The organism is Paenibacillus sp. FSL K6-0108, from assembly GCF_045040695.1.
Classification (GTDB): domain Bacteria; phylum Bacillota; class Bacilli; order Paenibacillales; family Paenibacillaceae; genus Paenibacillus; species Paenibacillus pabuli_B.
On the sequence record NZ_CP150288.1, the window covers coordinates 7,374,105 to 7,399,288 of the forward strand.

The 25,184-nt window shown below is 43.7% G+C and carries 20 protein-coding genes and 1 pseudogene; 9 read left to right on the forward strand and 12 right to left on the reverse strand.

Annotated features, from left to right (window positions below; translation table 11 throughout):
* Positions 1-246 precede the first annotated feature (246 nt).
* Both MHB49_RS33330 and MHB49_RS33335 read left to right on the forward strand, forming a co-directional pair.
* Positions 247-3,252, forward strand: a complete 3,006-nt coding sequence (locus MHB49_RS33330; protein ID WP_405154474.1) for an ATP-binding protein — start codon at positions 247-249, stop codon at positions 3,250-3,252.
* A complete protein-coding gene (locus MHB49_RS33335; protein ID WP_405154475.1) occupies positions 3,249-4,358 on the forward strand; it encodes a response regulator in 1,110 nt (369 codons plus the stop codon). The genes MHB49_RS33330 and MHB49_RS33335 overlap by 4 nt, the downstream gene beginning before the upstream one ends.
* A gap of 108 nt (positions 4,359-4,466) precedes the next feature.
* On the opposite strand, the gene MHB49_RS33340 is transcribed toward MHB49_RS33335, so the two are convergent.
* Positions 4,467-8,060, reverse strand: coding sequence for an S-layer homology domain-containing protein (locus MHB49_RS33340; protein ID WP_405154476.1), 3,594 nt, complete (start codon positions 8,058-8,060; stop codon positions 4,467-4,469).
* 202 nt (positions 8,061-8,262) lie between these two features.
* Positions 8,263-9,006, reverse strand: coding sequence for an SDR family oxidoreductase (locus MHB49_RS33345; protein ID WP_405154477.1), 744 nt, complete (start codon positions 9,004-9,006; stop codon positions 8,263-8,265).
* 235 nt (positions 9,007-9,241) lie between these two features.
* Here MHB49_RS33345 and MHB49_RS33350 point away from each other — a divergent pair, with 235 nt between their 5' ends.
* Both MHB49_RS33350 and MHB49_RS33355 read left to right on the forward strand, forming a co-directional pair.
* Positions 9,242-9,598 (forward strand): winged helix-turn-helix transcriptional regulator, encoded by a 357-nt coding sequence (locus tag MHB49_RS33350; protein WP_405154478.1) that lies wholly within the window; start codon positions 9,242-9,244, stop codon positions 9,596-9,598.
* Between the two features lie 216 nt (positions 9,599-9,814).
* The gene (locus tag MHB49_RS33355) at positions 9,815-10,861 is read left to right on the forward strand and encodes a CdaR family transcriptional regulator (RefSeq protein ID WP_405154479.1); all 1,047 of its coding nucleotides are present in this window, start codon (positions 9,815-9,817) and stop codon (positions 10,859-10,861) included.
* A gap of 99 nt (positions 10,862-10,960) precedes the next feature.
* Here MHB49_RS33355 and MHB49_RS33360 read toward each other — a convergent pair whose 3' ends face one another.
* From MHB49_RS33360 to MHB49_RS33370, 3 genes and pseudogenes are all read right to left on the reverse strand, one after another.
* Positions 10,961-12,109 (reverse strand): glycerate kinase, encoded by a 1,149-nt coding sequence (locus MHB49_RS33360; protein ID WP_405154480.1) that lies wholly within the window; start codon positions 12,107-12,109, stop codon positions 10,961-10,963.
* 23 nt (positions 12,110-12,132) lie between these two features.
* Positions 12,133-13,442 (reverse strand): annotated as a pseudogene (locus tag MHB49_RS33365) (GntP family permease).
* A 310-nt stretch (positions 13,443-13,752) separates the two neighbouring features.
* Complete coding sequence (locus MHB49_RS33370; RefSeq protein WP_247899974.1) at positions 13,753-14,313, reverse strand: hypothetical protein; 561 nt, start codon at positions 14,311-14,313, stop codon at positions 13,753-13,755.
* A gap of 96 nt (positions 14,314-14,409) precedes the next feature.
* Here MHB49_RS33370 and MHB49_RS33375 point away from each other — a divergent pair, with 96 nt between their 5' ends.
* A complete protein-coding gene (locus MHB49_RS33375; RefSeq protein ID WP_405154481.1) occupies positions 14,410-15,327 on the forward strand; it encodes a phosphatidate cytidylyltransferase in 918 nt (305 codons plus the stop codon).
* A gap of 204 nt (positions 15,328-15,531) precedes the next feature.
* Here MHB49_RS33375 and MHB49_RS33380 read toward each other — a convergent pair whose 3' ends face one another.
* Entirely contained in the window at positions 15,532-16,113 is a 582-nt protein-coding gene (locus MHB49_RS33380; protein WP_247899976.1) for a hypothetical protein, read from the reverse strand.
* 520 nt (positions 16,114-16,633) lie between these two features.
* Here MHB49_RS33380 and MHB49_RS33385 point away from each other — a divergent pair.
* From MHB49_RS33385 to MHB49_RS33400, 4 genes are all read left to right on the forward strand, one after another.
* Entirely contained in the window at positions 16,634-17,236 is a 603-nt protein-coding gene (locus tag MHB49_RS33385) for a hypothetical protein (protein ID WP_405154482.1), read from the forward strand.
* 169 nt (positions 17,237-17,405) lie between these two features.
* Positions 17,406-18,455 (forward strand): bifunctional transcriptional activator/DNA repair enzyme AdaA, encoded by a 1,050-nt coding sequence (locus MHB49_RS33390; RefSeq protein ID WP_405154483.1) that lies wholly within the window; start codon positions 17,406-17,408, stop codon positions 18,453-18,455.
* 79 nt (positions 18,456-18,534) lie between these two features.
* Complete coding sequence (locus MHB49_RS33395; RefSeq protein ID WP_405154484.1) at positions 18,535-19,305, forward strand: isocitrate lyase/phosphoenolpyruvate mutase family protein; 771 nt, start codon at positions 18,535-18,537, stop codon at positions 19,303-19,305.
* Between the two features lie 195 nt (positions 19,306-19,500).
* A complete protein-coding gene (locus tag MHB49_RS33400) occupies positions 19,501-20,016 on the forward strand; it encodes a hypothetical protein (RefSeq protein ID WP_247899980.1) in 516 nt (171 codons plus the stop codon).
* A gap of 99 nt (positions 20,017-20,115) precedes the next feature.
* Here MHB49_RS33400 and MHB49_RS33405 read toward each other — a convergent pair whose 3' ends face one another.
* From MHB49_RS33405 to MHB49_RS33430, 6 genes are all read right to left on the reverse strand, one after another.
* Complete coding sequence (locus tag MHB49_RS33405) at positions 20,116-20,814, reverse strand: hypothetical protein (RefSeq protein ID WP_405154485.1); 699 nt, start codon at positions 20,812-20,814, stop codon at positions 20,116-20,118.
* Positions 20,811-21,686 carry an ABC transporter ATP-binding protein gene (locus MHB49_RS33410; protein ID WP_247899982.1) on the reverse strand — a complete coding sequence of 292 codons (876 nt, stop codon included), beginning with the start codon at positions 21,684-21,686 and terminating at the stop codon, positions 20,811-20,813. The genes MHB49_RS33405 and MHB49_RS33410 overlap by 4 nt, the downstream gene beginning before the upstream one ends.
* Complete coding sequence (locus tag MHB49_RS33415) at positions 21,683-22,063, reverse strand: GntR family transcriptional regulator (RefSeq protein WP_247899983.1); 381 nt, start codon at positions 22,061-22,063, stop codon at positions 21,683-21,685. The genes MHB49_RS33410 and MHB49_RS33415 overlap by 4 nt, the downstream gene beginning before the upstream one ends.
* Positions 22,064-22,161: 98 nt before the next feature.
* The gene (locus MHB49_RS33420; protein WP_405154486.1) at positions 22,162-22,332 is read right to left on the reverse strand and encodes a Spo0E family sporulation regulatory protein-aspartic acid phosphatase; all 171 of its coding nucleotides are present in this window, start codon (positions 22,330-22,332) and stop codon (positions 22,162-22,164) included.
* A gap of 241 nt (positions 22,333-22,573) precedes the next feature.
* Positions 22,574-23,956, reverse strand: coding sequence for a transcriptional regulator (locus MHB49_RS33425; RefSeq protein ID WP_405154487.1), 1,383 nt, complete (start codon positions 23,954-23,956; stop codon positions 22,574-22,576).
* Positions 23,957-24,230: 274 nt separating this feature from the next.
* A complete protein-coding gene (locus MHB49_RS33430) occupies positions 24,231-25,148 on the reverse strand; it encodes an aldo/keto reductase family oxidoreductase (RefSeq protein WP_247899985.1) in 918 nt (305 codons plus the stop codon).
* Positions 25,149-25,184: the final 36 nt, after the last annotated feature.

A 25,184-nucleotide genomic window follows, 5' to 3' on the forward strand; every position in this document is an offset into this window, starting at 1 on the left:
TTAGAAATGTAACTAAAGGAAACACCCAGCCTAGGATCTTAACCTTGACTGGGTGTTTTTGATATGAATACATGTTTTAGAACCCTGATCCGTTGTTCAGATTTTGTTCAAGCGCAGTATGATAACATTCCAAAAGGAGTTGATTGAAAAAAACATTAACCCTATGATGTAAACATACATAAGAATTCACTCGTATATGGAGGCATGATAGTGAAAAGGAATATCCTAATCATTTTGAGTATTATCATGCTGTTTGTTAGTGTCTTTTCACTTGGCAATTGGCATTATATTATCAGTAACCATTCCAAAATTGTACATGATGGAACGGTAAAGATATCCACTGAGCAATTACAAAGACCGGTTAAGCTGGAAGGTAATTGGTACTTTTATCCAAATGTTTTAATTCCTTCTTTGGAACAGATCAATAACGATCAGAATAAACGAATCACACTTGATGTGCCATTTAACTGGAGAGAGTATGTAGAGCCCAACAAAGAGGGAATTTCAGTTGGGACCTATTATGTCAAGGTACATGTACCAACGGAGGGATTCTACGGTTTGTTTATACGGACTATTCGTCAAGCGAATCGTGTGTTTATAAATGATGTAGAGGTAGGCGCAAAGGGGAAGACAAGCACAGTTTTAAGTGAATATGGGTCCGAGAATGATGATAAATATACAGTATTTGCTCGTAGCGAAAATAAAGAACTGAATATTGTTATCCATGTAACCAACTATAATTCCCCACAGGCTGGTATTGTCTATCCTATTGAATTTGGTACGATGGAAGTTATCCAGCACCAATATCGTTGGAAAGTATTTTTAGACGCATTAGTATCTATTGGGCATGTGTTATTCGGAATCATTTATATCTTTACATTTTTACAGAATCGTAAACGCAAAGAAGAATTATTTTTTGGTCTTTTTACCATTTCATTGGGATTGTATATGTCATTTATTAACCAAAAAGTGTTTTTCCTGTTATTTCCCGATATCTCCCCCTTCAATCAATTGCGTCTACAGCTCAGTATTATTCCGATAGCGCTACTAACTTTAACGCTGTTTATTAATTCAATGTACCCGCAAGTACAAAAAAGAAAAACGATATATATGTTTATGATTTTACTTGGGGTTGTAATTATTTTTTATGGTATTTATAACCCAATTACCCAAAATCACAGAGCTTCTTCAGATTTGGAGTTGTTCCTTAGAAAAATGGCATATATCTGTGTTACGGCTCCAGTCATATTCTATAATCTATGGACTCTTATTAAAGTAATGTTACATCACCTTGAAGGCGTTCGTTATGTTCTAATCGTGATTTCGGCTATTAGTTGTTATACCATTTTACTGACTTTTAACTTTATAATGGGCGTTCCCATAGATTACACAGAATTCGCATTATTTTTACTAATATTATTCGGATTTGCTTCGTTATTAAATTCCCGTGCAAACCAGACTATTTTAAAAATCCAGGCCTTATCAGAGGAATTGCTCACACATAATCAAATGAAGGATATATTTTTACTGAAAACTTCTCATGAATTACGGACACCCCTTAACGGTATTTTAAATTTATCAAAGTCCTTAATGGAAGGAGCTCAAGGCCCTCTAAAACGGGCTCAACAGGAGCAAGTCATTTTAATTCATAGTGTGACTCAGCGTTTAGGACATTTAGTAGAGGATTTGTTGTTCTCTTCGAATCAAATGACAGGAGAAGTAAGGGTTGCCCCTTCTAGTGTTTCACCCTCTGTTATTACGGAAGTTGTGTTAGAAATTCGTAGTGTGATGCCAATGAATCACCTAGTAAGTATTGATGCAGAGGTTGGTTCGAATTTACCGAATATGTACACAGACGAATTACGTTTTAAGCAGGTTCTATACAACTTGCTGCACAATGCCATTAAATATACAGAAGTTGGAGAAATCATTGTGACAGCCTATGTCCATCAACATCAGATGGTCATCCAGGTAAGAGATACAGGCTGTGGTATTCCGGCACCAGATATAGACCGTATCTTTGATGCCTTTTATCAAGGAAATAATCATAAAAAAGAAGGGCTCGGTTTGGGATTAAGTATCACTAAAAACATTGTCGAAAAGTTAACAGGCGAGATTTATGTTACAAGTACGGTAGGAGAAGGTACTACATTTACATTTACAATGCCACTTGCTAATGGAGAGCATATGAGCATTGAGCAATCATCTACCGGGCATAGAACCAAAGAATTACAGCTTCAATTGCCACTCATGTATAAAGGAAATAATAAAAAGATACTTGTGGTGGACGATAACCATGTCAATATACAAGTTTTAGCCGAGGCGTTACGACTTAAGGGATATACTGTAATTGCAGTAGATAATGGTTTCGATGCAGTAGACTATATTAAGACGAATCAGGTAGATTGTATGTTAATCGATTTAACGATGAATGGAATGTCAGGTTATGAGCTGTGTAAGCAAGTACGAAAACAATATGATATGTTGGAACTACCGATTATTATCTTAACAGCAATCATGAAGCATTCTGATTTAGTGTTATCTTTACAAGTTGGTGCAAATGATTACTTACAAAAACCTATTTTAATGGATAAACTATTTATTCGTATTGAATCTCTGTTAGCCATTCGTCAATCTTCAATTGATGCAATTGAAGTAGAACTGAATTATTTGTATTCACAGGTCACACCGCATTTTGTTTATAACACGCTTAATACAATTATTGGTTTAAGCTATACGGATATGGACAACACGCGTGAAGCACTTTACTGCTTGGCAACCTATTTCCGTGCCAAACTTAATGTCCATTACCGAAATAGCTTTGTCTCTATTGAAGAAGAGATGGAGCTTGTCGAAGCATACTTATATATTGAAAAGATGCGTTATGGTGACCGTTTAAATATTAAATATGATATTGATGAATCCATTCAATTAATGATTCCAGCACTTTCCATTCAGCCATTAGTTGAAAATGCTGTTCTCCACGGTATCTCTAAGAAACAAGGTGGCGGTACTATTGAGGTAAGTATTCAGCGGGAAGGTCAATTTGCCCGAATTAAAATCTATGATAATGGTGTAGGTATTCCTGAGGAAAAACTTCAAAAGCTGATTAATGAAGAAAGCACACGTATTGGCTTTATGAATCCATTAAAAAAATTCAAATTAATGAAAAATGCAAGTTTACGTTTATACAGCGAGGAAGGAAAGGGAACAACTATTGTCGTTTTATTACCAGAGGGTGGTGGAGCATGAACATAATTATTGTTGATGATGAAAAAATGGCAATCGATGTATTAAGTATTATGATTAAACGGCTAACGCAATTCCAGGTTTCTATCCAAGGGACATTTACAAATGCAGTAGATGCCCTTGGTTTTCTGGAGAAAGAGGCCATTGAACTTGTATTTCTGGATATCGAAATGATCGATGTGCACGGTATGCAAATAGCTAGACAAATGTTACAAAAACACCCCTCCTTACAAATCATTTTTGTGACAGCACATTCGCAATTTGCAGTGGATGCTTTTGAAGTAGAGGCTACCGATTATTTATTAAAGCCTGTACATGAAAAGCGCTTGATTAAAGCGCTAACAAAAGCACAGAAAAAATCGCAATTACAAGTTAAGGTGCCCCCTATGAATAAAAAAAGCCTGTTTTACGCTCATACTTTAGGCAGTTTTTATCTGCTTGATCCTCAGCAAGAGGTAGTAAAATGGCGTACAAGGAAAGTACGCGAACTTTTTTTATTTTTATTATTTAATCAAAAAAGACCAATGTCAAACGCCATCATCTCAGAAGAGTTATGGATAAATTTGGACTTTGAAAAGGCCTCAAGTAATTTACATACCTCCATTTATCAATTGAGAAAGCTTTTAAAAGAAAAGGGAATACAAGACCCGATTCAATTAGTGAATAATCACTACCAACTAAATGCTGAAATTGAAAGTGATTATGAGGAGCTCATTCAATTGCTCGAACGGGAAAAACATGATGAAAAATCTATTCAACAGTTAATTAATTGCTATGAGGGAGATTATTTAGTGGAGGAAGATTACTTATGGGCTGTTCAAATAAGACTCCGGTTAAAGCAGGGTGTACTGCATGTACTTGAACAATATGTCACTAGCACAAACTCAGTTAATTCCTTATTAAAATTCAATTGTTTACAAATGATGCTACAATTGGATGAATTCAATGAGCAATATATGTTTTTATTATTGGAATTCTTAATTGAACAAAACAAAAAACAAGATTGTTTAAAATTCTTTGAAACTATACAAGCAAAACTAGCTGAAATTGGTCTCTCTGTTCCCGAAAGGATTCATAGAAGATATAACGAATATTTGGTCAATGTATAAAGCGATGATGTATCCACAAGACCTGTTCAGGCTTTAGACGAGTAAAGGGGCGTCCCTCCATGTTTACATGGTTTGGGACACCCCTTTTTAAGTTATATATGCTGATTTTTATTTCTGTGCCGCAGCCTCAATGTCTGCATATGCCCAGTGTGTTGCAGGTACGTCTGTAAAAGATGGCGTAGTTACGCCTATTGCCGGAGTCCGTTTGAATAGTACATTTAATACTTTCACGGCTTCAGCACGAGTCAGTTTGCTGTCCGGTTTAAACGTACCATCGTTGTATCCGGTCATCAGACCAGCGGATTGCACATAGGCAATTGCATCGGAAGCCCAAAGGTCGGCGGACACATCTGTGAATCGAGCACCATCTGCTGCTTGTGATGTGCTGCCTGTCTCATCAGCGCTTTGCTGCTGTATCCAGCGGTATGCAATGGTTGCCATTTGTGCACGGGTAATCGAACCTTCCGGTGCAAATTGAGTGGCGTTCATACCGTTCATGATGCCTGCGGATTGCGCTTTTTCAATATCGCTTGCTGCCCAATGAGTTGCAGATACATCGTCGTAGTTTACAACGTTCGCAGATGCGGTTCCCACTTCATCAGTGAGATTACGAACCAGCATTGCTGCCATTTGCGCACGGGTTACGAATGCATCCGGACGGAAATCCGTACCAAATCCGTTGATATACGGGCTGTGCGAGCCTTGGGAAGTTTTCAGTCCATCCACCACAACGAGCGTGAACGTGCTGAATTTGTTAACTGTAAACTCGATGCCTTCACTGGAATCGCTGAGATTCACCCGTTTGCCTTGAATCAACTCTTTCGTACCGTCACTGTGTTCAATGTACACAGCCAGGTTGTCCAAAGCTTGCTGGCGTGCAGCAGGATCAGTTGGCAGACTGTCACGCAGCGGCAATGTCAGTGTTACTTCATGGCTTTGCATATTCGTTTCAATCTCAACTGGACGAGCCAGTACTTTCACGTTTGAATTTGGAGTAATCTGTTGGATCAACTGCTCTTTCTTCGCACGCTCTTCCACTTCTTTACGCTCGGATTCCTTCTTCAACGGAACAACGCGGAAGTACAGATCCTGGTCGAATCCGGCAATCGACTTCGTTGGAACCGAGATAATAGCGTTCTCTGTGGAAATCTCAAGGTTAAGCCCACCATCATTCAGCTGTTTCACCGCTGCTTTTGGCAGTTCAATGCGTGTCTCGGACACAGCATCTTTGGCGTCAGGGATAACAATGCGTGCCGTGTTCATGTTTAATTGCTTCGCTTTTTCCACCGATTCCTTGGCAATCGCCTCAGACATTTTCACGAGGTCCTTGATCGTGCCGTCGGCCTCGGTTGTACGTGTAATTGGCGTTTTGGTCAGGTTGGTGCCGTTAGCTCCGTTCACGTCCACGACGATTTGTTCCTGCTTGGTCGTCGGTGTAGTTGTTACAGGTGTAGTTGCTGATGATCCACTACCTGTACTCCCACCCGTGATTGGTGTTGAACCATTTCCGTTATTGCTATCGCCATTTGCCGTGAAGACAATCTTCACCGCGCGTCCTGGCAATAAGTCACTGATGGCTTTGTAACGAACCCAAACCGTTTTGTCACCGCTAAAATCAAATTTCTGCATAGAGGCAACATCAATCCAGGTCAGTTTGCCGTTAAGAGAGATCTCCATCGTGTCATCCAAGCCAATTATGGTGTTGTTGATGTCATTTCCCGTTACATTCGGGGCCGTAAAGAATCGGTTGATCACATATTGTAGATTCCCAACATCCTCGTAGCGGTCTTGTTCATTAAGCACCCATTCGGCCAGTTCTTTCTTGCCTTCCGTGCTGAGTTCAGCTCTTTTGGACAGATCAAGTTCACCTGTAAGATTGAATTTGTATTGGTCAAAGAAATTGTGTCCATTAAACTGTTCATTCATGGTTGTCTCAAGCCATTGATTCATCTGATCTATAGTCGTGGCATTCTCGATAGGTTCGAAAGGCATTGATAGCAGTGCCAGCAGAAAGCGCGGATCTGCAATCTCTACTTGAGCCTGTTTTGCAATGCGTTCCAATCCCAATAAATGCAGGTACTTAAAAGCGAAAATTGGTTTGTTTACTTCGCTTAATTGTAGATGATGATTTCCAACCTGACGAAGCATATCTGTCTCAGGGTCTTTAAAATGATCGGGTCCTTCAGACAGTTTCTGTGCAAATTGGTCCAGCTTGTCCTGAAGTACGCGCAACCCTCTCTGCTCCCAGATCAACTGAGCTTGTACAGCAAGCTCAATCATATATTGAACCTGTTCCTTACTTTCATAGTTCTTCTTGATATTATCAATCAGGAACCCAGCCACATAATCTTTGACCTGCTTAGATAAAGAACCATATTCATTGGGGAAATCAATACCTAATTCCTGGTTCTCCATAGCCAGACGCATAGCGTCTATATTTTTGTCGACCCTAGCAGTATTTACAGCAGCCAATGCATCAGCTTCATTGCCAGGGAAAAATTGATTAAACGCGCTCTGAATGGCTTCAAAACTTGCATATCCACCAATCGGTCTTTCAGTCAGCATATGATCAGCCAACTGTTCCTGCTCTTCTGGTGTCAAGTTATCCATTTTGCTTGTATTCAAAGCGAAGCTGGTTATCGGAGTTCCTGGATTCGCTTCGTTATAAGTCAGAGAGTTCTCATAAATTTTTTGAAATTTATTCAGTGAGGTTAACATTTCCTCAGTTGTATTTGCACGATTAATGAAAGGTGTTTCTTCCACAACTGTGTCTATATATCTCAAGACACGTGAAATGGAAGATTGTGTTTTAAGTTTAAGTTCGTATACATAAGCAGTTGTGCGTTTATCTACCTCGGAGGCAGAGCGATATGCAGCAATGAGTGGATAGAAATTATCTTCAGCACTCGGATAATCAAAATGATTTATTCTTTCTGCTTGCTTACTATACAGGTCATTAAGTGCAGCTACTGCATTCGGTCCACCGATTTGGCGAGTCACTTCAAGTGCTTTCAGAGCTAATTGCACAAAGAACTCAACTTGCTCCTTGTTCTCGTATCCTTTGCTTGTTGGCGCCTCAATATCTAATAAGTATTTTGCAATAGCCTCCTGATCTTCTACAGGCAAAGATTCAAAATCAGGCGTACCAATGAATTGCTTATTACGAAGCAACAAAATAACATCTTGGATAAAGTCATTGCTGTTGCCTCGGTCTGCATTTTTTTTGAGTTCGTTGTACTGATCCAGTTCACTCAGCTGCACAGTGAATTCGATTGATTGCATTTGATACGCAGCTTCCAGATTTCGATCTTTAACAACGACATTGAAATAGTACGTATCGCCTTCTATTAAATTTGTGATTATTTTCGTAAATGTACCATCTGGAAGAGAAGCTGAGCCATTAATCCAGTCATCGTCGTAGGGATGACCTGATGTTACGCTGATTTCTTCCATATTTTTAAGATCAGAATCATTGGATATGTAAACCTGATAATTTACATCAGGTGGGGTAGAAGATCCGGATTCTGCATACTTCCATTGCAATTCGATTGAGTTCTCGTTTACATACTTTATCGTTATTAGACCATTATTTCCTGGTGCTAGATACGATGCTTCTGCATTTACCTTTCCTGCTGGTGCTGCCAACCATGGAGCTACCAACACCAAAGTAAGCAGCATGCTCATTATTTTTCTATATTGCATATACGCTTTCCTCCCTTATCTCGCTTGTCGAAATATAGGCATATTGTAGTACGCAACTCTGAACGGATTCTGAACATTCACTCCAATAAACGGAAAAAAATCCGGCCTGTAGGTGAAAAACAGGCCGGATTTCAAATATTTTTCGTCATTATTCATCATTTTTACTTCTTCGAGTAATTATAGAGACCACAGGTAAACAACATCAAATCATCGTGTATCCGCCATCCACAAACAACGTACTTCCCGTCGTAAATGTATTCGTCATCAAATACGTAACCGTATGCGCAATCTCCTCATTATCTCCAACACGCTTCAAAATCGAGAGCTTCTCGTAGTCTTTGAAATGCTCACCACGCGGTGTGCCCTCCTGCCCCTCTCGCCAGATTGTCCCCGGGGATACGACATTCACTCGGACTGGAGCCAGTTCAACCGCGAGTGCTTTGCCCAGACTTTCAATCGCTCCGTTACACGCAGCGTAGGAAGCACCACCATTCAGCGGGCGCTGGCTGAATCCGCCAGACATCAGCGTGATCGAACCCGAAACCGATAGATACGGAGCCGCATATTTGGCGGCAAAATACTGAGGCCAGAATTTGCCCTTGAAGCAGCTTTCTGCCGTCTCCCGATCTGAAGTTATCGGACCACGGGTATATTCAGCTCCAGGGGTGAACAGATGATCGAATGCCCCAACCTGTTTGAAAAAATAATCGATTTGCTGTTCATCCTGATTGTCCAGCACATAAACCTCGATAGATACGGCTCCCGTCTTGCCTTTGCCTGCAACATGGGCAATCTGTTCCCTGACCTCCTCCAGCCTGGCTTCAGAACGTCCTGCGATAACCACCTGCGCCCCCGCCTCAGCAGCCTGTACGGCTGTTGCAAGTCCAATCCCCGAGCTTCCTCCGATAATCACGACACGTTTATTCTCCAATGTAAATGGACTCATTCTGCATCTCCCTCTCGTATCGCCAGATTTTCGTTGTACCAGCGTTTTGTTCATTATTATTGAAATGAGGGGAGCTGAACAGTACGCAATTGAATCGTACCAGGTACGAAAATTCGTACTATTGGCACCAGATGGCACAATTATTCCTGCCCAATTCACACAGCGAAACAAGCGGAATGCGAGAAAATCAGGTATGATAGAATTACATATAGCTATATAAAACGAGGTGAATACTATGGATTTACAGGAACCACGGTTACAAGGTGTACTCGTTACGTTGGAAGCCATTAATGGAAAATGGAAACCGCTTATCCTGTTCATTTTATTGAAGGAAGGCACCAAACGGTTTGGTGAACTAAGACGCATGATTCCCGATGTAGCGCAGGGGACATTAACGAAACAACTGCGCGAGCTGGAACAGGACCAGATTATTGTGCGTACCCTCTATGGCGATGTTCCACCGAAGGTCGAGTACAGCCTGTCCGAACACGGGCAGACGATTGGCACGCTTTTGGATGGCATGTGTGGCTGGGGCAAGGCGCATCTGGAATACTTGAACGGAACCAAGCAGTTAAATACTGCGGAGACATGAACCGGGTAAGCACATAAATAAGAGAAACCCCATGACTTAGCAAGAAGATCAAATAAATGATTCGGTATCCCTCCACCCTTTAGGAAACAAACTTGTTTAAGACAGGCACGTCAGCTATACTTTCGTTCAGATGCACAATGAATAAGCAAGGCTGACCATACCTATTAGACAAAACACTTGCACCTTGATGGGACAGCGGGAGAGGGAGGACATGTAATGTTGCAGCTTTCGGAAAAACAGGCACAGGATATTGTCGATAAAATGATGCAGGACATCCCTTACAACATCAACATTATGAATGAGCAGGGCATTATCATTGGAAGTGGACAGAAGGAACGCGTCGGCACGATTCACCAGGGAGCAGTCCGTGCCCTTACCACCGGAAACCGAGTCGAAGTATGGCAAGATGGCAGACTTGAGAAGATGGGCACCAATGAACCGATCAGCATTAATCATCAGCATGTGGGTGTTATCGGCATATCCGGGCATCCGGATGAAGTCCGTCCGTTCTGCAACATTGTGCGCACAACCGTAGCTCTCCTGATCGAACAGCGCAATCAATTGGAAAGTCTGGCCCATAAAGCTTCTCGGAAAAAAGCCTTTCTGGAACGGCTGCTTGCCCACTCCGGTTCCTATTCGCAGAAGATCAGGAGGGAAGCAGCACAATACCGTATCGATCTGCACCTGCCAGCGGTTGTTCTCTACATTCGCCTTCCCGATGAAGCATCTGAGTTTAGTCCGGAAACAAGTAGAGTATTACTGCAATTCCCCTCTTTTTCCATTGAGGACGATGGTCTCGCACAGATTATTCTGATCCAGAGCGATTCGGACGTGGATTCCATAGTCCAATCTGTACATCAGGAAACACCCCAAGCTTTTATTTCTGTAAGCAGACGGGAAACCAGCATTGCCGTATGTTACGAACAAGCGAGATCTGCAATGAACATCTTACTCGCGCTTCGGCCGGCTGCACCGTTGGTCCGTTATGATGATGTGCAATTTCTGGTACGCTTCAGCACGGCCAACCTGGCACGCCATAACAACGTCGTCATCAAGCTGGAGGACACAGCCGATCTGCTGGACACACTTCGCAGCTTCATTCATCACAATGGCAGCATGTCCACGACTGCAGAGGATCTCAACATTCATCGCAATACACTGCAATATCGGCTCAAACGGATTCAGACGCTGACCGGCAAGGACCCGCATAATTGGCTGGAGCTCATTGAACTTACCCACGGACTACTCGCGTCTTATAAGTAGATCGCCGAACATAAAGAGACTGCACCGGAACGCCCCTATCATGCGGACACGCACCGTACAGTCTCTCTCCGCTCCACCTCATTACTACATCACAGAATGTTAAGAAATCAGCCCCAGTTTCAGAACTCTCGCAATATTCTCAGTTGTACGCTCCACATTCTCCGGGCCTTCGTGCAGAAGTCGTTCCAGATCGGCCGCACCCGGCACAATACCGAACACTGCATCAATCCCTTCCGTGTACAACGTATCTATCCCTTCACCAACGTAACCCGCGATGGCGATAACCGGCTTGCCCGCTTCCTTGGCTGCACGTGCCACACCGTAAGGCGTCTTGCCAAATTTCGTTTGAAAATCAATGCCGCCTTCGCCCGTAAACACCACATCCGCATGTACCAGCTTGTCACGCAATCCTGTGTATTCAATGACAATTTCAATGCCTTTGCGCAACACAGCCTGTGTAAATATCAAAAGCCCTGCGCCCAAACCACCTGCTGCACCTGCACCCGGCACATCACGTATATCCTTGTGCAGCTGCTGCTTCACGACTTCCGCATAATGAGACAGATTCGCATCAAGTACCTGCGCCATCTCCGGTGTAGCCCCCTTCTGCGGCCCGAATACTCTTGAAGCACCATGCTCCCCGCATAACGGATTCGTTACATCACAGGCCACAATGATCTCAACGCCCTGCAATCGTTCATCCAGATCGGTCACATCGATATGCGCCAACTGATTAAGTGCCCCGCCTCCACGTGCAATTGGCTCGCCGTCTGCATCCAGGAACTTCGCACCAAGCGCTTCGGCCATACCTGTACCGCCATCGTTAGTCGCACTGCCGCCAATTCCGATAATGATTTTGCGAATGCCCTGATCCAGACAGGCCCGAATCAGCTCTCCCGTTCCATAGGTTGTCGTGTGAAGCGGGTTCCGGGTTTCCTTGGTCACCAGATGAATGCCACTCGCCGATGCCATCTCAATCGCTGCCGTTAACCCATCGCCTAGAATGCCATATTGCGCCTGTACAGGCTGCCCGAGTGGCCCGCTTACCTCTCTCTGGTGAATCGCGCCGCCAGAAGCATCCACCAGTGACTGTACAGTGCCTTCGCCTCCGTCAGCCATCGGTACATGAATATAGTTCGCAGCTGGGTAGATTTTACGCAATCCTTTTTCCATGGCCACACATACTTCTTTTGCTGTCATGCTCTCTTTAAATGAATCCGGTGCCAGTACAAATGTCGTCTCTCTCATCTTCTCCCACCCCATCCGTGTTATTAAAGAATAAATCCGTAGATTAACGTCGCTACAATCGCCATCGTCCCACCCACGATCGCTTCATAAGGAATAACGCCCATCCGCTGCTTGATAGTCATCTTCATGCTGTCAGCCGAGACGTGGAAGTAATTGCCCTGTGGCAGGGAATCGATAACTGTCGCACCCGTGTGCACCATGACCGCCGCTGCGAGCGGAGCGGTTCCCATGTTCAGAATCGCATCACCGAATGAACCGGTGGCAAGTATAACGCCTGTCGAGGTGGAAGCCGTCGCTGCAGCCATCAAAATACCCGCAATCGGTGCCAGGAAGGTGCCGGATATCCCGGACGCTTCAATAAGTCCAACAACCTGACCGGACAGATCGGATGCAGAGATAAGCCTCGCAATGCCCCCGGCACCAACCAGAATAAGTACAGTCGCTGTCATTTTGTTTAACCCGGAAGTCGTGTATTTCACAATGTTCTTGCCCTGGCCCATGGCCAGCATACCGATGATTCCTGCAATCGGGAGAATGTACATCGCATCCACTTTGAATGTGGACAGCGCTGCAATGCCCGTAATGGAGCCAATTGGATTAATCATCAACAGGATGATCGCAACTAAAGGTGCAACAATGGCCTTTTTCAACGATGGATACTGTGACGTGTCCACCTCACCCTGCTCCGCTTCCTGGTCAGATACCATCACACCCTTGTTTTTAAGCATTGAAGCTACGATAACGGTTACCATTAATCCGCAGACGGCTGGAATCACGCCTGCCAGCATGACATTGCTAAGATCCAGATCGAACCCTCGCGCCGCAGCAATTGTATTGGGATTTGGGGAGATAATATTCCCCGCCTTGCCTCCACCCGATAAAGCTAGCAACAGAGCCAGCTTGGATATGCCCATCTTGTTGCCGACAGACAGCGCAATTGGCGCTACGATCAGGACGGCTACGGGAATAAATACCCCAACGGCTGTAATAATCATCGTTGCCAGAGCCAATGCCAGAATGGCCTTGCTGCCGCCAAATTTTCGCACGATGCCTGAGCAATCGTCTCTGCCGCCCCCGACTCCATCATGACACCAGCCAGTATCCCGGCAGCCAGTACTCGGAGTACGGTACCCATGACACTTTGTGTGCCGTTCACCAGTATATTTACGGTCTCTTCCAGATTGGCCCCGCCAATTAAAGCGCCTACAATCGCGCCCAGAAATAAAGAATAGACCGGATTCAGCTTCTTCAGAATAAGTATGATTGCTATCGCAAGCCCTGCTAGTGCGCCGATCCAGCTAATAGTTAAAGGTTCCATTGTCCTGCCCCCCATGCACTTGTTTAACACGCTTTCATTATAGTTGCTGGTGAGCCAAATAAATATTGATGATCAGACGAAATTGATTGTGCATATGCACAATGATGAATAAGTGATTGTATTGAAAGGACTTATCGCTTTAGTAGGCTTGGCCGCACGGTCGGTCAGCATGATGAGCCAAATTAGCAAGGTGCTAACGAACCATCGATCTAACTATACAAACAGAACAGCCTGTTGCCCGGAAATCCGTGGCGACAAGCTGCTGATGGTTTTATTCCTTAGAACCCGAACCAGAGCCAAGAGAGGTCTCGGACACCTCTCACTTTTACTCTTCTTTCTGTTCTTCGTTTCCTGGCTTATAGGCACTTAACTTCCCTTCATACACCAGCTGCAGTTGCTCACTCTGGCGAAAATCATCCGGGGTCACCAGCGCAGGCAGCTTGTTCCACAGCTTGATGCCTGAGCGCTGCAGAATCTCGGCAACAAATTGCGAGCAAAAATAGGAGTTGCTGAACTCCACCGGCTCCTTCAACGTAATGCCAATCACACCAAGCAGATTGTACATATATTTCTGGCGGCTGCGGATGAAAATATGCAGCACCCGTTTCATTTTTTCCACCTCACGCTCCGTCACCTGAAGCTCATAAATGACACAAGTGGTATTTGGATATTTGCTGTATGTACCTGTCTGAATATCTTCCTTCACGAACCCGCCGTTCAGCGGATTGCTCGGATGCTTGCGACCAAAGCTGTATAGCTCGGATAATTCCCGGTCAAATGAGATGGAGGCATGATTGTACGGTGCTCTGGTGTAACTTTGAATGACTTTGGTAAACAACGTTCCCGTATTCGTAAGCAGGATATAGATGGAGCATGGTTCTGTCATAACGAAATTTCCCCTTATCAAGTTGGCACTATTCCTTCATAATAGCATAGGTACCCTATATTGGAATCTTACTTCTGGATAAGCAGGTGATTGTACTTGAGCAGTTCACTCTTTACCTTAACACTGATTTTTATTGCTTTGCTAGTCATACATATCGTCTACAAAATCATTACTAAGCTACAGCCGGACAAGGATTATTCGGGCATTGGCAACAAAATCAAAACCTGGTGGGGCATGCTGGTCATCTTCTGCCTTGCCACTCTATTCAATCCAATTGTCTCCCTGATCTCTCTTATGGTACTCACCTTTTTTGCGTTAAAAGAGTACTTTTCCATGATCCGCAGTACCCGCAAAGCGGATCGAAGGCTGTTTCTATGGGCGTATCTGGCGATTCCGGTGCAGTTCTACTGGATCTATATTGGCTGGTATGGGATGTTTATCGTGTTTATTCCCCTGTACGTCTTCCTGGTGCTGCCCCTGCCACGTCTGATTAATAAGGGCACGGTTGGTTTCCTGCGAAGTGTCAGCTCGACGCAATGGGGACTCATGCTGATGGTATTTGGACTTAGTCATCTGGCCTACTTCCCGTTCGCAACACCGGAATATGGCTCTAAGCTGGTCCTGTTCCTGGTCGTGTTAACCCAGTTGAATGATGTGGTGCATTATCTGGCCTCGCTCTATCTGGGCAAACGCAAAGTGGTGCCCACGGCCAATCCTTTTTTGACATGGGAAGGGTTCGCCTGTGCATTCGTTGTCACCACTGTTGTTTCTTATTTTATTCATCCTTACCTGACTCCGTTTGATGCACGTTTCGCGCTTTTCATCGGTGTGTTAATCGCTCTGGCCGGTTTCTTCGGAAGTCTGACGGTATCTGTTCTGAAGCGGGACTTGTTAATTGGGGATGACAATAAGTTCGATGCATTGAAAAAAAGCTATCTGAGCCGGGTCGACAGCCTGACATACACCTCTCCGGTCATGTTCCACGTAGTGCGTTATTTCTTCGACTTTATGTAGACGGAGTATCGGTTACAGACACCAAGTTGGACGCCGCATGATCGAAGAGCATGTGGTGCAAATTCCTCCATCACCAAAAAGCAGCCTTGAAGGCTGCTTTACATATTTAGGGGAAGAATCGAAGCGCAAGCACAGTGCGCCGGTTCCATTCTAATTGGAAGCAACAGAAGAAGAAGTGGCACACAGCAATAATTCGCCGCCTGATTATTTTAATTTAATTTCCTTTTCCGAGGTGACTTCCTTCCCCTCTTCATTGGTAAACACAAACGTCGCTTTGCCCCGTTCACCCTTCATATCATCCGAATAAATAAACCCGGAGAATTGCCCGTCACCACTGATGTAAAATCCTTCTTTTCCATTTGCGCCATGCTCGATTGCTTCCTTGTAGGAATTCACAATCGTTACCATGTTGGACATCCAGCGCATCTCGGATAAAGCGTAGCCCTCAGGAATTTGTTTGATCGCAAAATCAAAGCTATTACCCTCGGACGGCTTATCCGTCTGGTCAATCACGATCACGACCTGTCCTTCCGCATCATCGGAGGATTCCGATTGGGCCGAAGGTTTCCCTTCACTCTTACTTTCGTTCGCCTCATTATTGTTATTCTTCGCCTCAGCATTGGGAACGGAACTCTTTCCAGCTTCCTCTATGGGCTGCTTCGATTGTGGATAGGCGTGCTCCTGTACGGATTCATTGTTGTTTTTTGCCCCACATGCGCTGGTCAACAGCAGAATACATAGAGCAGACACCCAGAGTATAGATTTATTTTTATTATTATTCATCATTGGAACTCCCTCCATTTTATCTAAAGTAACAAGCATGATGCATTCATCGAAAGAGAACTTTCCAATTAGCACCTTCTTATAGTAATTACTACACCATATCGTCTCACATTAAGCTCCATATTATGTAAACGGGTTATAAGATAGCTCGATTATTTCATCGATTGTTCCCTTTAAACTTAATTTAAATCAGGTACAAAACATACATAGCGCTCCGAAACCTTCTTCATTTTGAATTAACGGCTGGTGAAGCTGACGACTCCGTTCTGGGCTTTATTGGAATTTCTAATTGTGATTTAAATAACATAAATTTAACCTTATTCATAAATAATGTTAATTTCATGTCATTCACCGCTTCAATTGCTCTGATATAATTTCTGCTAGGTAGATAGAATGGCGAGGGGGCCCCAGTAAACAGGCAACAACTCAACCGAAAAAAAATACTGAGGCATCGCTGATAAAGGAAATGGAAGTAGCTTTTAGCACATGGTGATATAAAAATGATGGAATAGGAGATTTTAGTGTGAGATATGAAAAAACATTATTAGCCTGTATTATGATAATGCTGATGCTATCATCGGCTTGTGGAATTGTTGAAACGACTTCAACTTCAAACGCTTCAAGTGAGCCTACACCTGAAACGGAAGAGTCTTTTATTCCAGAAAACACATCCGATTGTACTGTAGATCGTATAAGTTTGGATAGTGAAACTGAAGAGTATTTCTATGGAACTTGGAAAGTTGAGAAACTTTTAGGATTTGCAAATTCATATAATGATGCTTCTGAGTATCCCAGCGGGCAAAAATTTATTGGAGATGAAATTATAACCCAAAAAGACTTTTTTTCTTCAAAAGGACTTAAAAACTATAGTAAGTATCAATATGAAATGAAAAAACCAATATATGAGATTACAACGACATGCTATAACTCTGACTCTTTTTATAGATTATATAAAATAGATATCCCAGACTTAAATATAAATGATGAAGTAAAGGCTATAGATATAAGTAACCCTTCTACAAAAATGTCCATACCTGTAGGTTTAAGCTTTTTAGCAGTTAATAACGATAGGCTTCTCTTGTTATCAGAGGCAACTATTTTTGAGCTCAAAAAAATTACTGATTAAATGAATGAAGGTTATGTATTACGTTCTGTGCTAATAGAACATACTAACCCAATTAGCATGCTGCATGTTCAAAAAAAATATTCATGCCTGATTTTCGGCGATGCCCTGTGCATCGTTTTTTTATAATATCCACAAGGACAAACTCTACTGATATAAGGACGTGCGCCCAATGATTTCTGCTGAACTCAAAGAACAATACTACCAGGCTCTTGTGGCTAAGGATTCGGAGTACGAAGGTCTATTCTATGTCGGGGTCAAGACCACGGGTGTATTCTGCCGGCCTACATGCCCCGCGAGAAAACCAAAATTCGAAAACTGTGAATTCTATGCGACGGCGCAGCAGGCATTGCTTGCTTCGTATCGTCCTTGCCAGCGCTGCCGTCCGTTATCTCATCCTAATCAGGTATCTGATGTGGTACGCAAATTGGTGGAAGCGGTGGAGAAAAATCCGGAGAAACGTTGGAAAGGCCAGGATTTCAAAGCATTATCCATCGACGAATCCACCGCCAGACGTCAGTTCAAGAAGCGTTTTGGGATGACCTTTGTCGAGTATGCCCGCGCTCGCCGCATGGGACTGGCCCTGAAAAACATTCGTTCCGGTCGCACGGTCATTGATGCCCAGCTGTCCACCGGTTACGAGTCCGGCAGCGGGTTCCGGGATGCCTTCTCGCGAATCATGGGCGCAGCGCCTACACAAGTAGATGAAGAACATGTATTGAAGGCGTCCTGGATCGATACACGTCTTGGACCCATGATGGCTGTAGCCGATGAGAAAGCATTATATCTGCTCGAATTCGTGGATCGCAGAGGTCTGGAGCGTGAAGTAGAACGGTTGCGCAAACGGACAAAGTCAGCCATTGTTCCTGGAGTAACAGAGCCGATTCGTTCAATCGAACGGGAACTTGCGCAGTACTTTGAAGGCACGTTAAATGGATTCCACACCCCGTTGTTCTGGTTAGGAACACCATTCCAGAAAAGTGTATGGGAGCAGTTGATTGCGATCCCACCAGGGGAGACGAGGTCATATCAGGACATTGCGAATGCACTGGGTAAACCCACAGCATGTCGAGCGGTAGCACAGGCCAACGGAGCCAATCAGCTGGCCATTATTATTCCATGTCACCGTGTGATCAATGCCAGTGGTGAACTGGGTGGATACGGAGGAGGCATAACACGCAAAAACTGGCTTTTAACTCACGAAAAGCAGGGTGATAGCTGAGTAACTCAAGAGAAAACAAAAGAAAAGAACGGCAAGTGGTATGAAGGATTACAGCTATGTAACGGAGGAGATAAGTATTATGAGTACTCTACAGGAAAAGGCGAAGTCATTCCACCAATCCCATGTGAAAGGGAAGCCATTGGTTCTGGTCAATGTCTGGGATGCAGGGAGCGCACTCGCCATTCAATCTGCTGGAGCAACAGCAATCGCTACTGGAAGCTGGTCAGTAGCTGCTGCCCACGGTGAACAAGATGGCGAAGCAATGCCATTTCAGCTGGTACTGGACAATCTGGCCCGGATTACAGCGAGCGTGGACTTGCCTGTAACGATCGATATTGAGGGAGGGTATGGCAGGTTTGCGTCAGAAGTGAAGGAAAATGTGAGCCAAGTGATCCATCACGGTGCCGTGGGAATCAATATCGAGGATCAACTTCCGGATGGCGCAGGACTGTACGATGTGGAGGAGCAATGTCTGAGACTTTCGGCTGCCCGGAAAGCTGCGGATCAGGCAGGCGTTCAACTGTTCATTAACGCCCGCACAGATATCTTTTTGCAAAATACACCTGAACGACATAACGATGCTCTCCTGGAAGAAGCGCTGATTCGTTCCAATGCATATGCAGAAGCAGGAGCCAGCGGACTTTTCGTTCCAGGCTTACAGAATCCGCAACTGATTCAGGAATTGTGTGAGCGTTCGTCGCTTCCGGTCAACGTGGTTACATCCCGTGAGCCTTCACCGCAACAACTTGCCGAGCTGGGTGTGGCACGCGTAAGCTATGGGCCATATCCTTATCTGCAAGCCATGGAATATTTGAAGGATCTGGGGCAAAGTATTCTGTCTGGAAATTAACAGAAAGGCGCACTTCTTATATTTCATCAAAGGAAGGTGTACTTTCTCACGATATTCAATTAATGCTACTATTATAAGCGATCATCTATGATGTGAATCCTCAAACAGGTGCTAGACTGCGCCTGTTTTTTGATGCTTATCTTTTCACCTATGTATGTTATAATCACCACTACCCAACATTAACAGGAGGAAAATATGCTTAACGTTGAACAAAAGCTTGAAGTGCTGGAATCGTATCCCCAACTGCAACGCAAAGATGTTTCTCTCGGCCGTGTCAATTTCCACTACGAAGAAAGTGCGTATGATAAGAAGATTGTTGCTCTCCATATTCACCCTAACGGTAACGGTTATATCTATGCAGGGCTGCTGCCCAACTATGAGACTGATGATAAAGGATTCGTCAATATTCGTGATTACTCCGAAGCAGATCTACGCACTTTGTTAGATGAAACGATTAGAGCAATGTCAACCAATCCCAACGCAGTAGAATCAAAAGAACCAGAACAAGCCAAAACGGCTCCTACTTTAGCTACAACCTCTACTGGCGGCGGAACATGGATCGATGAGGATGGGCATACACTTACTTTAAAATATGAAGATGACATGTGGTACGTGTACTCCGGTGTTCATCTGGATATGGCTTTTGAATCTCGCAGCGAAGCTGGCGAGTATCTCAAAGAAGAAGGATTCAGACCACAAGCTCAATCTTAACTCATACAAAAAAACACGAGGCGCGTATGTACACACTCGTGTTTTTTTGATTACACCGGATAATCAGCCCGGATTTCCTTCATTAAAACCCATCTCATATCAGTCTTTTCTGCCTTTCATTGTAAGCGGCGCATTCTTCATCATCGGGTATGTGCTCAGAAGCAAAGCACCTCCAATGGCCCCCAGTGCGGTGACCAATGCGAAGAGATTAACATTCGTAAACCACTGTACCCACATACTCAGATCGGATAGAACAATTACCAGCGTGACGATTAAGCTAACCCCGAAGAACAGGACGAAAAAATTGCGCATCCCCAATCTGATCCAACAGACGGTTGAAAAGATGGACAGTCCCAGCACGAGAAAACCAATCATCAGATCAAACCACAGGTAAGAAAAAAAATGATATTCACTTGAATACAGCATGCCTGGTTGATAAAAGGTTACGCCAAGCGTTCCATATTTATGGAGAAGATGCATAAGGAAATAAATGATATTCAGTATGGTAATCGTCCCCACGACCATCCATATCGAAATGATATAAAAGGATTTCATAAACTGTATTCGTGTACTGCCCATACCTATCGCAACCGGAAACAATGTTATGATCCCCGCGACGGCAAAAGCACAAATCCCTCCGTACATTGGACCAAATAATTGCGTCGTATACGTCACATCAAAGATAAATCCAATGGCCAGGTAGACGACTGTAAGCATGAGTGTAATCGATGAAAATATCATTAAATACCAGCGCATATCATCCAGAATCAGCCGGTTCGTACCTTTTGTCGCGTTCATCGCTTAACCCCCTCTTGATTACGGGTCCTGCTAATCAAATAATCTTGTAATGCCGCCTTCTCAATGGAAAGCCCCTGTGCATGAGCAATGTCTTTCCACACTTTAGAGTATGGCTCATCAATCATCACTCTCATGGTCGATCCCATCTGGGAAGATTCTATAACCTCCACGTCAGCTGTGACACGGTTAATTTCATCAATTCCCCCTGTTAGAAGAACTCCTTTTTCACGCATCTCTTCCATAGGCTGATTAAGTAACACTTTTCCCGCTTGCAGAACGATGAGGGACTCACATAAAGGCTGAATCTCCTCTATATGGTGGCTTGATATCAGAATCAGACGCGGGTTATCTTCATAAGTCTCCAGTAAAGCATTGTAGAAATATTTGCGTTTCTCGGCATCGAGTCCATTGGTGGGCTCATCCAGAATCGTTACCCTGGCATTACTGGCAAGACCCAATATCATCTGGGCGGCAGTCTTCATCCCTTTTGAGAATTTGACGATCTTCTTCTTGACTGGTAATTCGAACCTATCGATTAATTGTTCTGCAAAGGTCTGATCCCATTGAGGATGGAAGTATTGACCGAATCGAACCATGTCGTTGATCGTCCAATTTCTACCCAGGGGATGATTCTCCTGGATATAACACAGATTCTCCTGCGCAGCCAAGTTGTTGTATGGATCCTGGCCCATCACTTGGATGGTTCCAGTGTCAGGACGGTTATGGCCTGCGAGCAGACTCATCAGGGTTGTTTTGCCGGCACCATTTCTTCCCCACATTGCACTAATGATCGGCTCACTCTCATGCAGAGTCACGTTGTTCAGCACGGGCGTCTGTTGATAGCCGTAGGTTACTTGCTCGATCTGAATCATAATTCACTCTCCTTATCCTGCTTGCCTCGGATCAAATCAATAATCATGTCCTCATTCATATGAATCCGTCTCGCCTCTTCAAGTAAAGGCTTGATATATTCTTCGTAGAAATGCTGTTTTCGTTCCACAAGCAATGCTTCCCTGGCTCCTTTCGCAACAAACATGCCAACACCCCGCTGTTTGTAAATGATACCTTTGTCCACAAGCGTTTGAAGTCCTTTGCGTGCCGTGGCTGGATTAATATTGTAAAAGCGAGAGAGCTCATTGGTTGAAGGAACCTGTTCCTCCACCTTCAATCTGCCGTCTACAATGTCATCCATGATCATCATGGATATCTGATGAAAAATGGGCTGAGATTCATCCAAATTCGATTTCATGCGATTCCAACTTTCATTCATCGTTAATTAGTTAGTCGGTTAGTTACTCATGTAACTAACTATAGTACACGGAAACCAATATGTAAATAGGCGAACCACTAATTGAGCAACTTTTTCGTTTTGGCTCGATTGTATTGATTAATAAGACCGTCCAGAACTACAGATTGCCGGATGACTTCAGGATGAAGCAGACTGCCGTATTCCGACTGCAAGCGGTGAAGCTGTTGTCTGGCTTCTTCGATCTGTGACATTAACTCCAGGCAATCCATAGTACCCCCTCCTTTTTGTCATATTTTAGTTTATTATGCCAATCGATAGGCCGCAAGGGGTACGACATACTTATTCTTCCATGAGACGCAAAAAAGACGCCTCTGAATGAATATTCAGAAGCGTCCCTTGGCTTAGGCTTATGTCCCTAAACCGTGGTCATTAGTTCGGTAAATGGATGGGTTTGGAACTTCCTCAGTAGGAACAGGTCCAATAACAGGAGTAACGATGCTCACCACTATACTACATGTAACTATCAGCAAAGCCAGCTTTCTCTTCATTGAGTTTCTGCACCTCACTAATCAAAATTTTGTACTGCTGTATAGCTGTGTCAGACGCATAATCCCTATATTGCTCAAATAGCCCGACACCTCTAAGCATACCTCGTCCATCACTAATTTCAAGAGAAAACCTTAAACTATCAAGAACAAAATTTAATCCCTTGAAAAATTCATCCTTCTTAAGATAATAGGTCCCTAACCCTGCCAGCAGACGAACATAACGATCGTCCGTCACCTGTTTGCTGACTTTCCCAATTCGGTTGCTTTGTTCTTGATAAGTGAAGTAGGATTCGTATTGCTTCAGTACATAATCAATGTTCATATCATAGCGATTTGCAGCAGTTACAATATCACATAATGCCGGAAATATCTCATTTTCCTTGGTTGAGATGTATTTCAGATACTCAAGCAAAACATCAAACTGTCCGGCCATCAATTTATATATATAGCGGTTACCCTCAGCCCATTCCTGAAATTGATTAATCACAATCATTTCATCGGCATCAGGCTCTCTCACCCAACTATAATCCGAATATAATGACACATACTTCAATGCAATTTCATAGTTATTCAGATGAAAGCTGGCACTTCCAGATGCCAAATAGGCATACATGATATAGAAAATAATCGGACGTTTCGTTTCTTCCTGTTTCCTCCTGCCATTCAGCTCATAATGAATAGTTGCTTTCACTTTAAGCTTATCAGAGAGCTCCTGAACTTTGCTCCACCTGTGAAGGGATGCAAAGGCATTAATCAGTTCGTTGAGAGCATCCAGCTGGTAACGTTCGTCAAGTCGATCCACATAGTACTCGAATTGAGCCGCGATGATCAGATTTCGCTGCTGATCATTGCTAAGCCCCAATCTGAATAGTCGATACTGACATAGTGCAAGCCTCTCAGAGTGCTGCATTTTCTCACTTTCGGCTATCGTTTCATATAGTAGAACGGCCGGTTTGAATTTACCCGCATGGTAAAATTCTTCAGCCAGATCAAATAACAAAGGAATATAAGAAAGATTATCCATCATCAATCGGATAACATCTTCAATACAATTCAATTTATCCAATTCTGCACATCGATGAAGGAATGGTCCCAGTCTTCGCCAGTCAGGGGCAGCATGGACAAAACACTCATCTATGTACAATTCATAGAAGTGACCTTCTTCCAGTCTCATAGCTGAAGTGATTCGATCCAGTTGCTGCATCGCAATCGGACGGTTTTTGTTCAGGATATTGCTCAGCGTACCCGAGTTAATGCCTGACGTTTCTGAAAAAAGACTAATGGACATCTGCTCACGCTTCAGATAATTCTCTAAATGATCGCGTATCGTGGTTGTCGGCTCCAAACTAACACCACCCTCCAAAATAAAAAACCATAAACAGGATTAACGGTATGCAAAAGTAATTATATGTAATTATTAAGCAAGGGTCAATAAGATAAATTCAACTAATTTGTATAAATTACAAAAAAATCCTTTTGTTAAAATAGAGGTCCTACTCCTATTTTATACCGGGAACGAATAAGCATCAAATACAACACAAAATAAAAACACGAGCGGGATAAACGCTCGTGTTTTTATGCAATACCGCAGCACGGATATGCTATATATTATTCTTACTTTAAGGCAGGACATTTCCAGCTGCACGATAAATTTCGTACCACTCTTGACGTGTAAGGTGAACCTCGCCGGCTTTGATGCAATCCTGCAAACGCTGGAGATTCATTGTGCCTGTCACAGGCTGCATGTGCGCCGGGTGACGCAGCAACCAAGCAATGGCAATGGTTGTGTTGCTCACTTCATATTTTGCAGCAATCTCGTCGATCTTCGCATTCAGTTCCGGGAACTTATCGTTACCCAAGAATACACCTTCGAAGAATCCGTATTGGAACGGGGACCAGGGTTGAATCGTGATATCGTGCAGGCGACAATAATCAAGAATACCGCCATCACGGTTAACCGCAGCATCATTTTCCATGTTCACATTGATGCCACTGTCAATCATCGTGGTATTGGTAATACTCATCTGCAGCTGGTTGGCCACCAGTGGCTGTTTCACGTATTTTTTCAACAGCTCGATCTGGTTCGGATTCTGGTTGGACACCCCGAAGTGACGCACTTTGCCTTCGCGTTCCAGTTGGTCAAAGGCTTCAGCCACTTCTTCCGGTTCAACCAATGTATCCGGGCGATGAAGCAACAGAACATCCAGGTAATCGGTTTTCAAGCGTTGCAGAATGCCATCCACCGAATTCAAGATATGCTCCTTTGAGAAATCAAACATGCCTTTGCGAATACCGCACTTGGATTGAAGAATCATATTTTCACGAACCTGAGGATTCATCTGCACAGCCTCTGCAAAAATCTCCTCACACGCTCCGCTGCCATAAATATCAGCATGATCGAAGAAGTTGGCGCCTGCTTCCATGGCGGAATGAACAAAATGTTCAGCTTCTTTGCTGCTTAATGAATTAATTCTCATGCAGCCAACGGCTACAACCGGTACTTCGAGTGCGCTGCTGCCAAGTTTAATTGTTCTCAAGATGATTCCCTCCATATTCGAATAGTATCGTACATT

Excerpts from the sequence above, each read along its gene's own strand:
- MHB49_RS33340 (WP_405154476.1), bottom strand. The coding sequence starts at position 8,060 with ATGCAATATAGAAAAATAATGAGCATGCTGCTTACTTTGGTGTTGGTA.
- MHB49_RS33355 (WP_405154479.1), top strand. The coding sequence starts at position 9,815 with ATGTTGCAGCTTTCGGAAAAACAGGCACAGGATATTGTCGATAAAATG.
- MHB49_RS33350 (WP_405154478.1), top strand. The coding sequence starts at position 9,242 with ATGGATTTACAGGAACCACGGTTACAAGGTGTACTCGTTACGTTGGAA.
- MHB49_RS33390 (WP_405154483.1), top strand. The coding sequence starts at position 17,406 with ATGATTTCTGCTGAACTCAAAGAACAATACTACCAGGCTCTTGTGGCT.
- MHB49_RS33380 (WP_247899976.1), bottom strand. The coding sequence starts at position 16,113 with ATGATGAATAATAATAAAAATAAATCTATACTCTGGGTGTCTGCTCTA.
- MHB49_RS33415 (WP_247899983.1), bottom strand. The coding sequence starts at position 22,063 with ATGAAATCGAATTTGGATGAATCTCAGCCCATTTTTCATCAGATATCC.
- MHB49_RS33360 (WP_405154480.1), bottom strand. The coding sequence starts at position 12,109 with ATGAGAGAGACGACATTTGTACTGGCACCGGATTCATTTAAAGAGAGC.
- MHB49_RS33410 (WP_247899982.1), bottom strand. The coding sequence starts at position 21,686 with ATGATTCAGATCGAGCAAGTAACCTACGGCTATCAACAGACGCCCGTG.
- MHB49_RS33335 (WP_405154475.1), top strand. The coding sequence starts at position 3,249 with ATGAACATAATTATTGTTGATGATGAAAAAATGGCAATCGATGTATTA.
- MHB49_RS33400 (WP_247899980.1), top strand. The coding sequence starts at position 19,501 with ATGCTTAACGTTGAACAAAAGCTTGAAGTGCTGGAATCGTATCCCCAA.
- MHB49_RS33330 (WP_405154474.1), top strand. The coding sequence starts at position 247 with ATGCTGTTTGTTAGTGTCTTTTCACTTGGCAATTGGCATTATATTATC.
- MHB49_RS33395 (WP_405154484.1), top strand. The coding sequence starts at position 18,535 with ATGAGTACTCTACAGGAAAAGGCGAAGTCATTCCACCAATCCCATGTG.
- MHB49_RS33405 (WP_405154485.1), bottom strand. The coding sequence starts at position 20,814 with ATGAACGCGACAAAAGGTACGAACCGGCTGATTCTGGATGATATGCGC.
- MHB49_RS33370 (WP_247899974.1), bottom strand. The coding sequence starts at position 14,313 with ATGACAGAACCATGCTCCATCTATATCCTGCTTACGAATACGGGAACG.
- MHB49_RS33345 (WP_405154477.1), bottom strand. The coding sequence starts at position 9,006 with ATGAGTCCATTTACATTGGAGAATAAACGTGTCGTGATTATCGGAGGA.
- MHB49_RS33420 (WP_405154486.1), bottom strand. The coding sequence starts at position 22,332 with ATGGATTGCCTGGAGTTAATGTCACAGATCGAAGAAGCCAGACAACAG.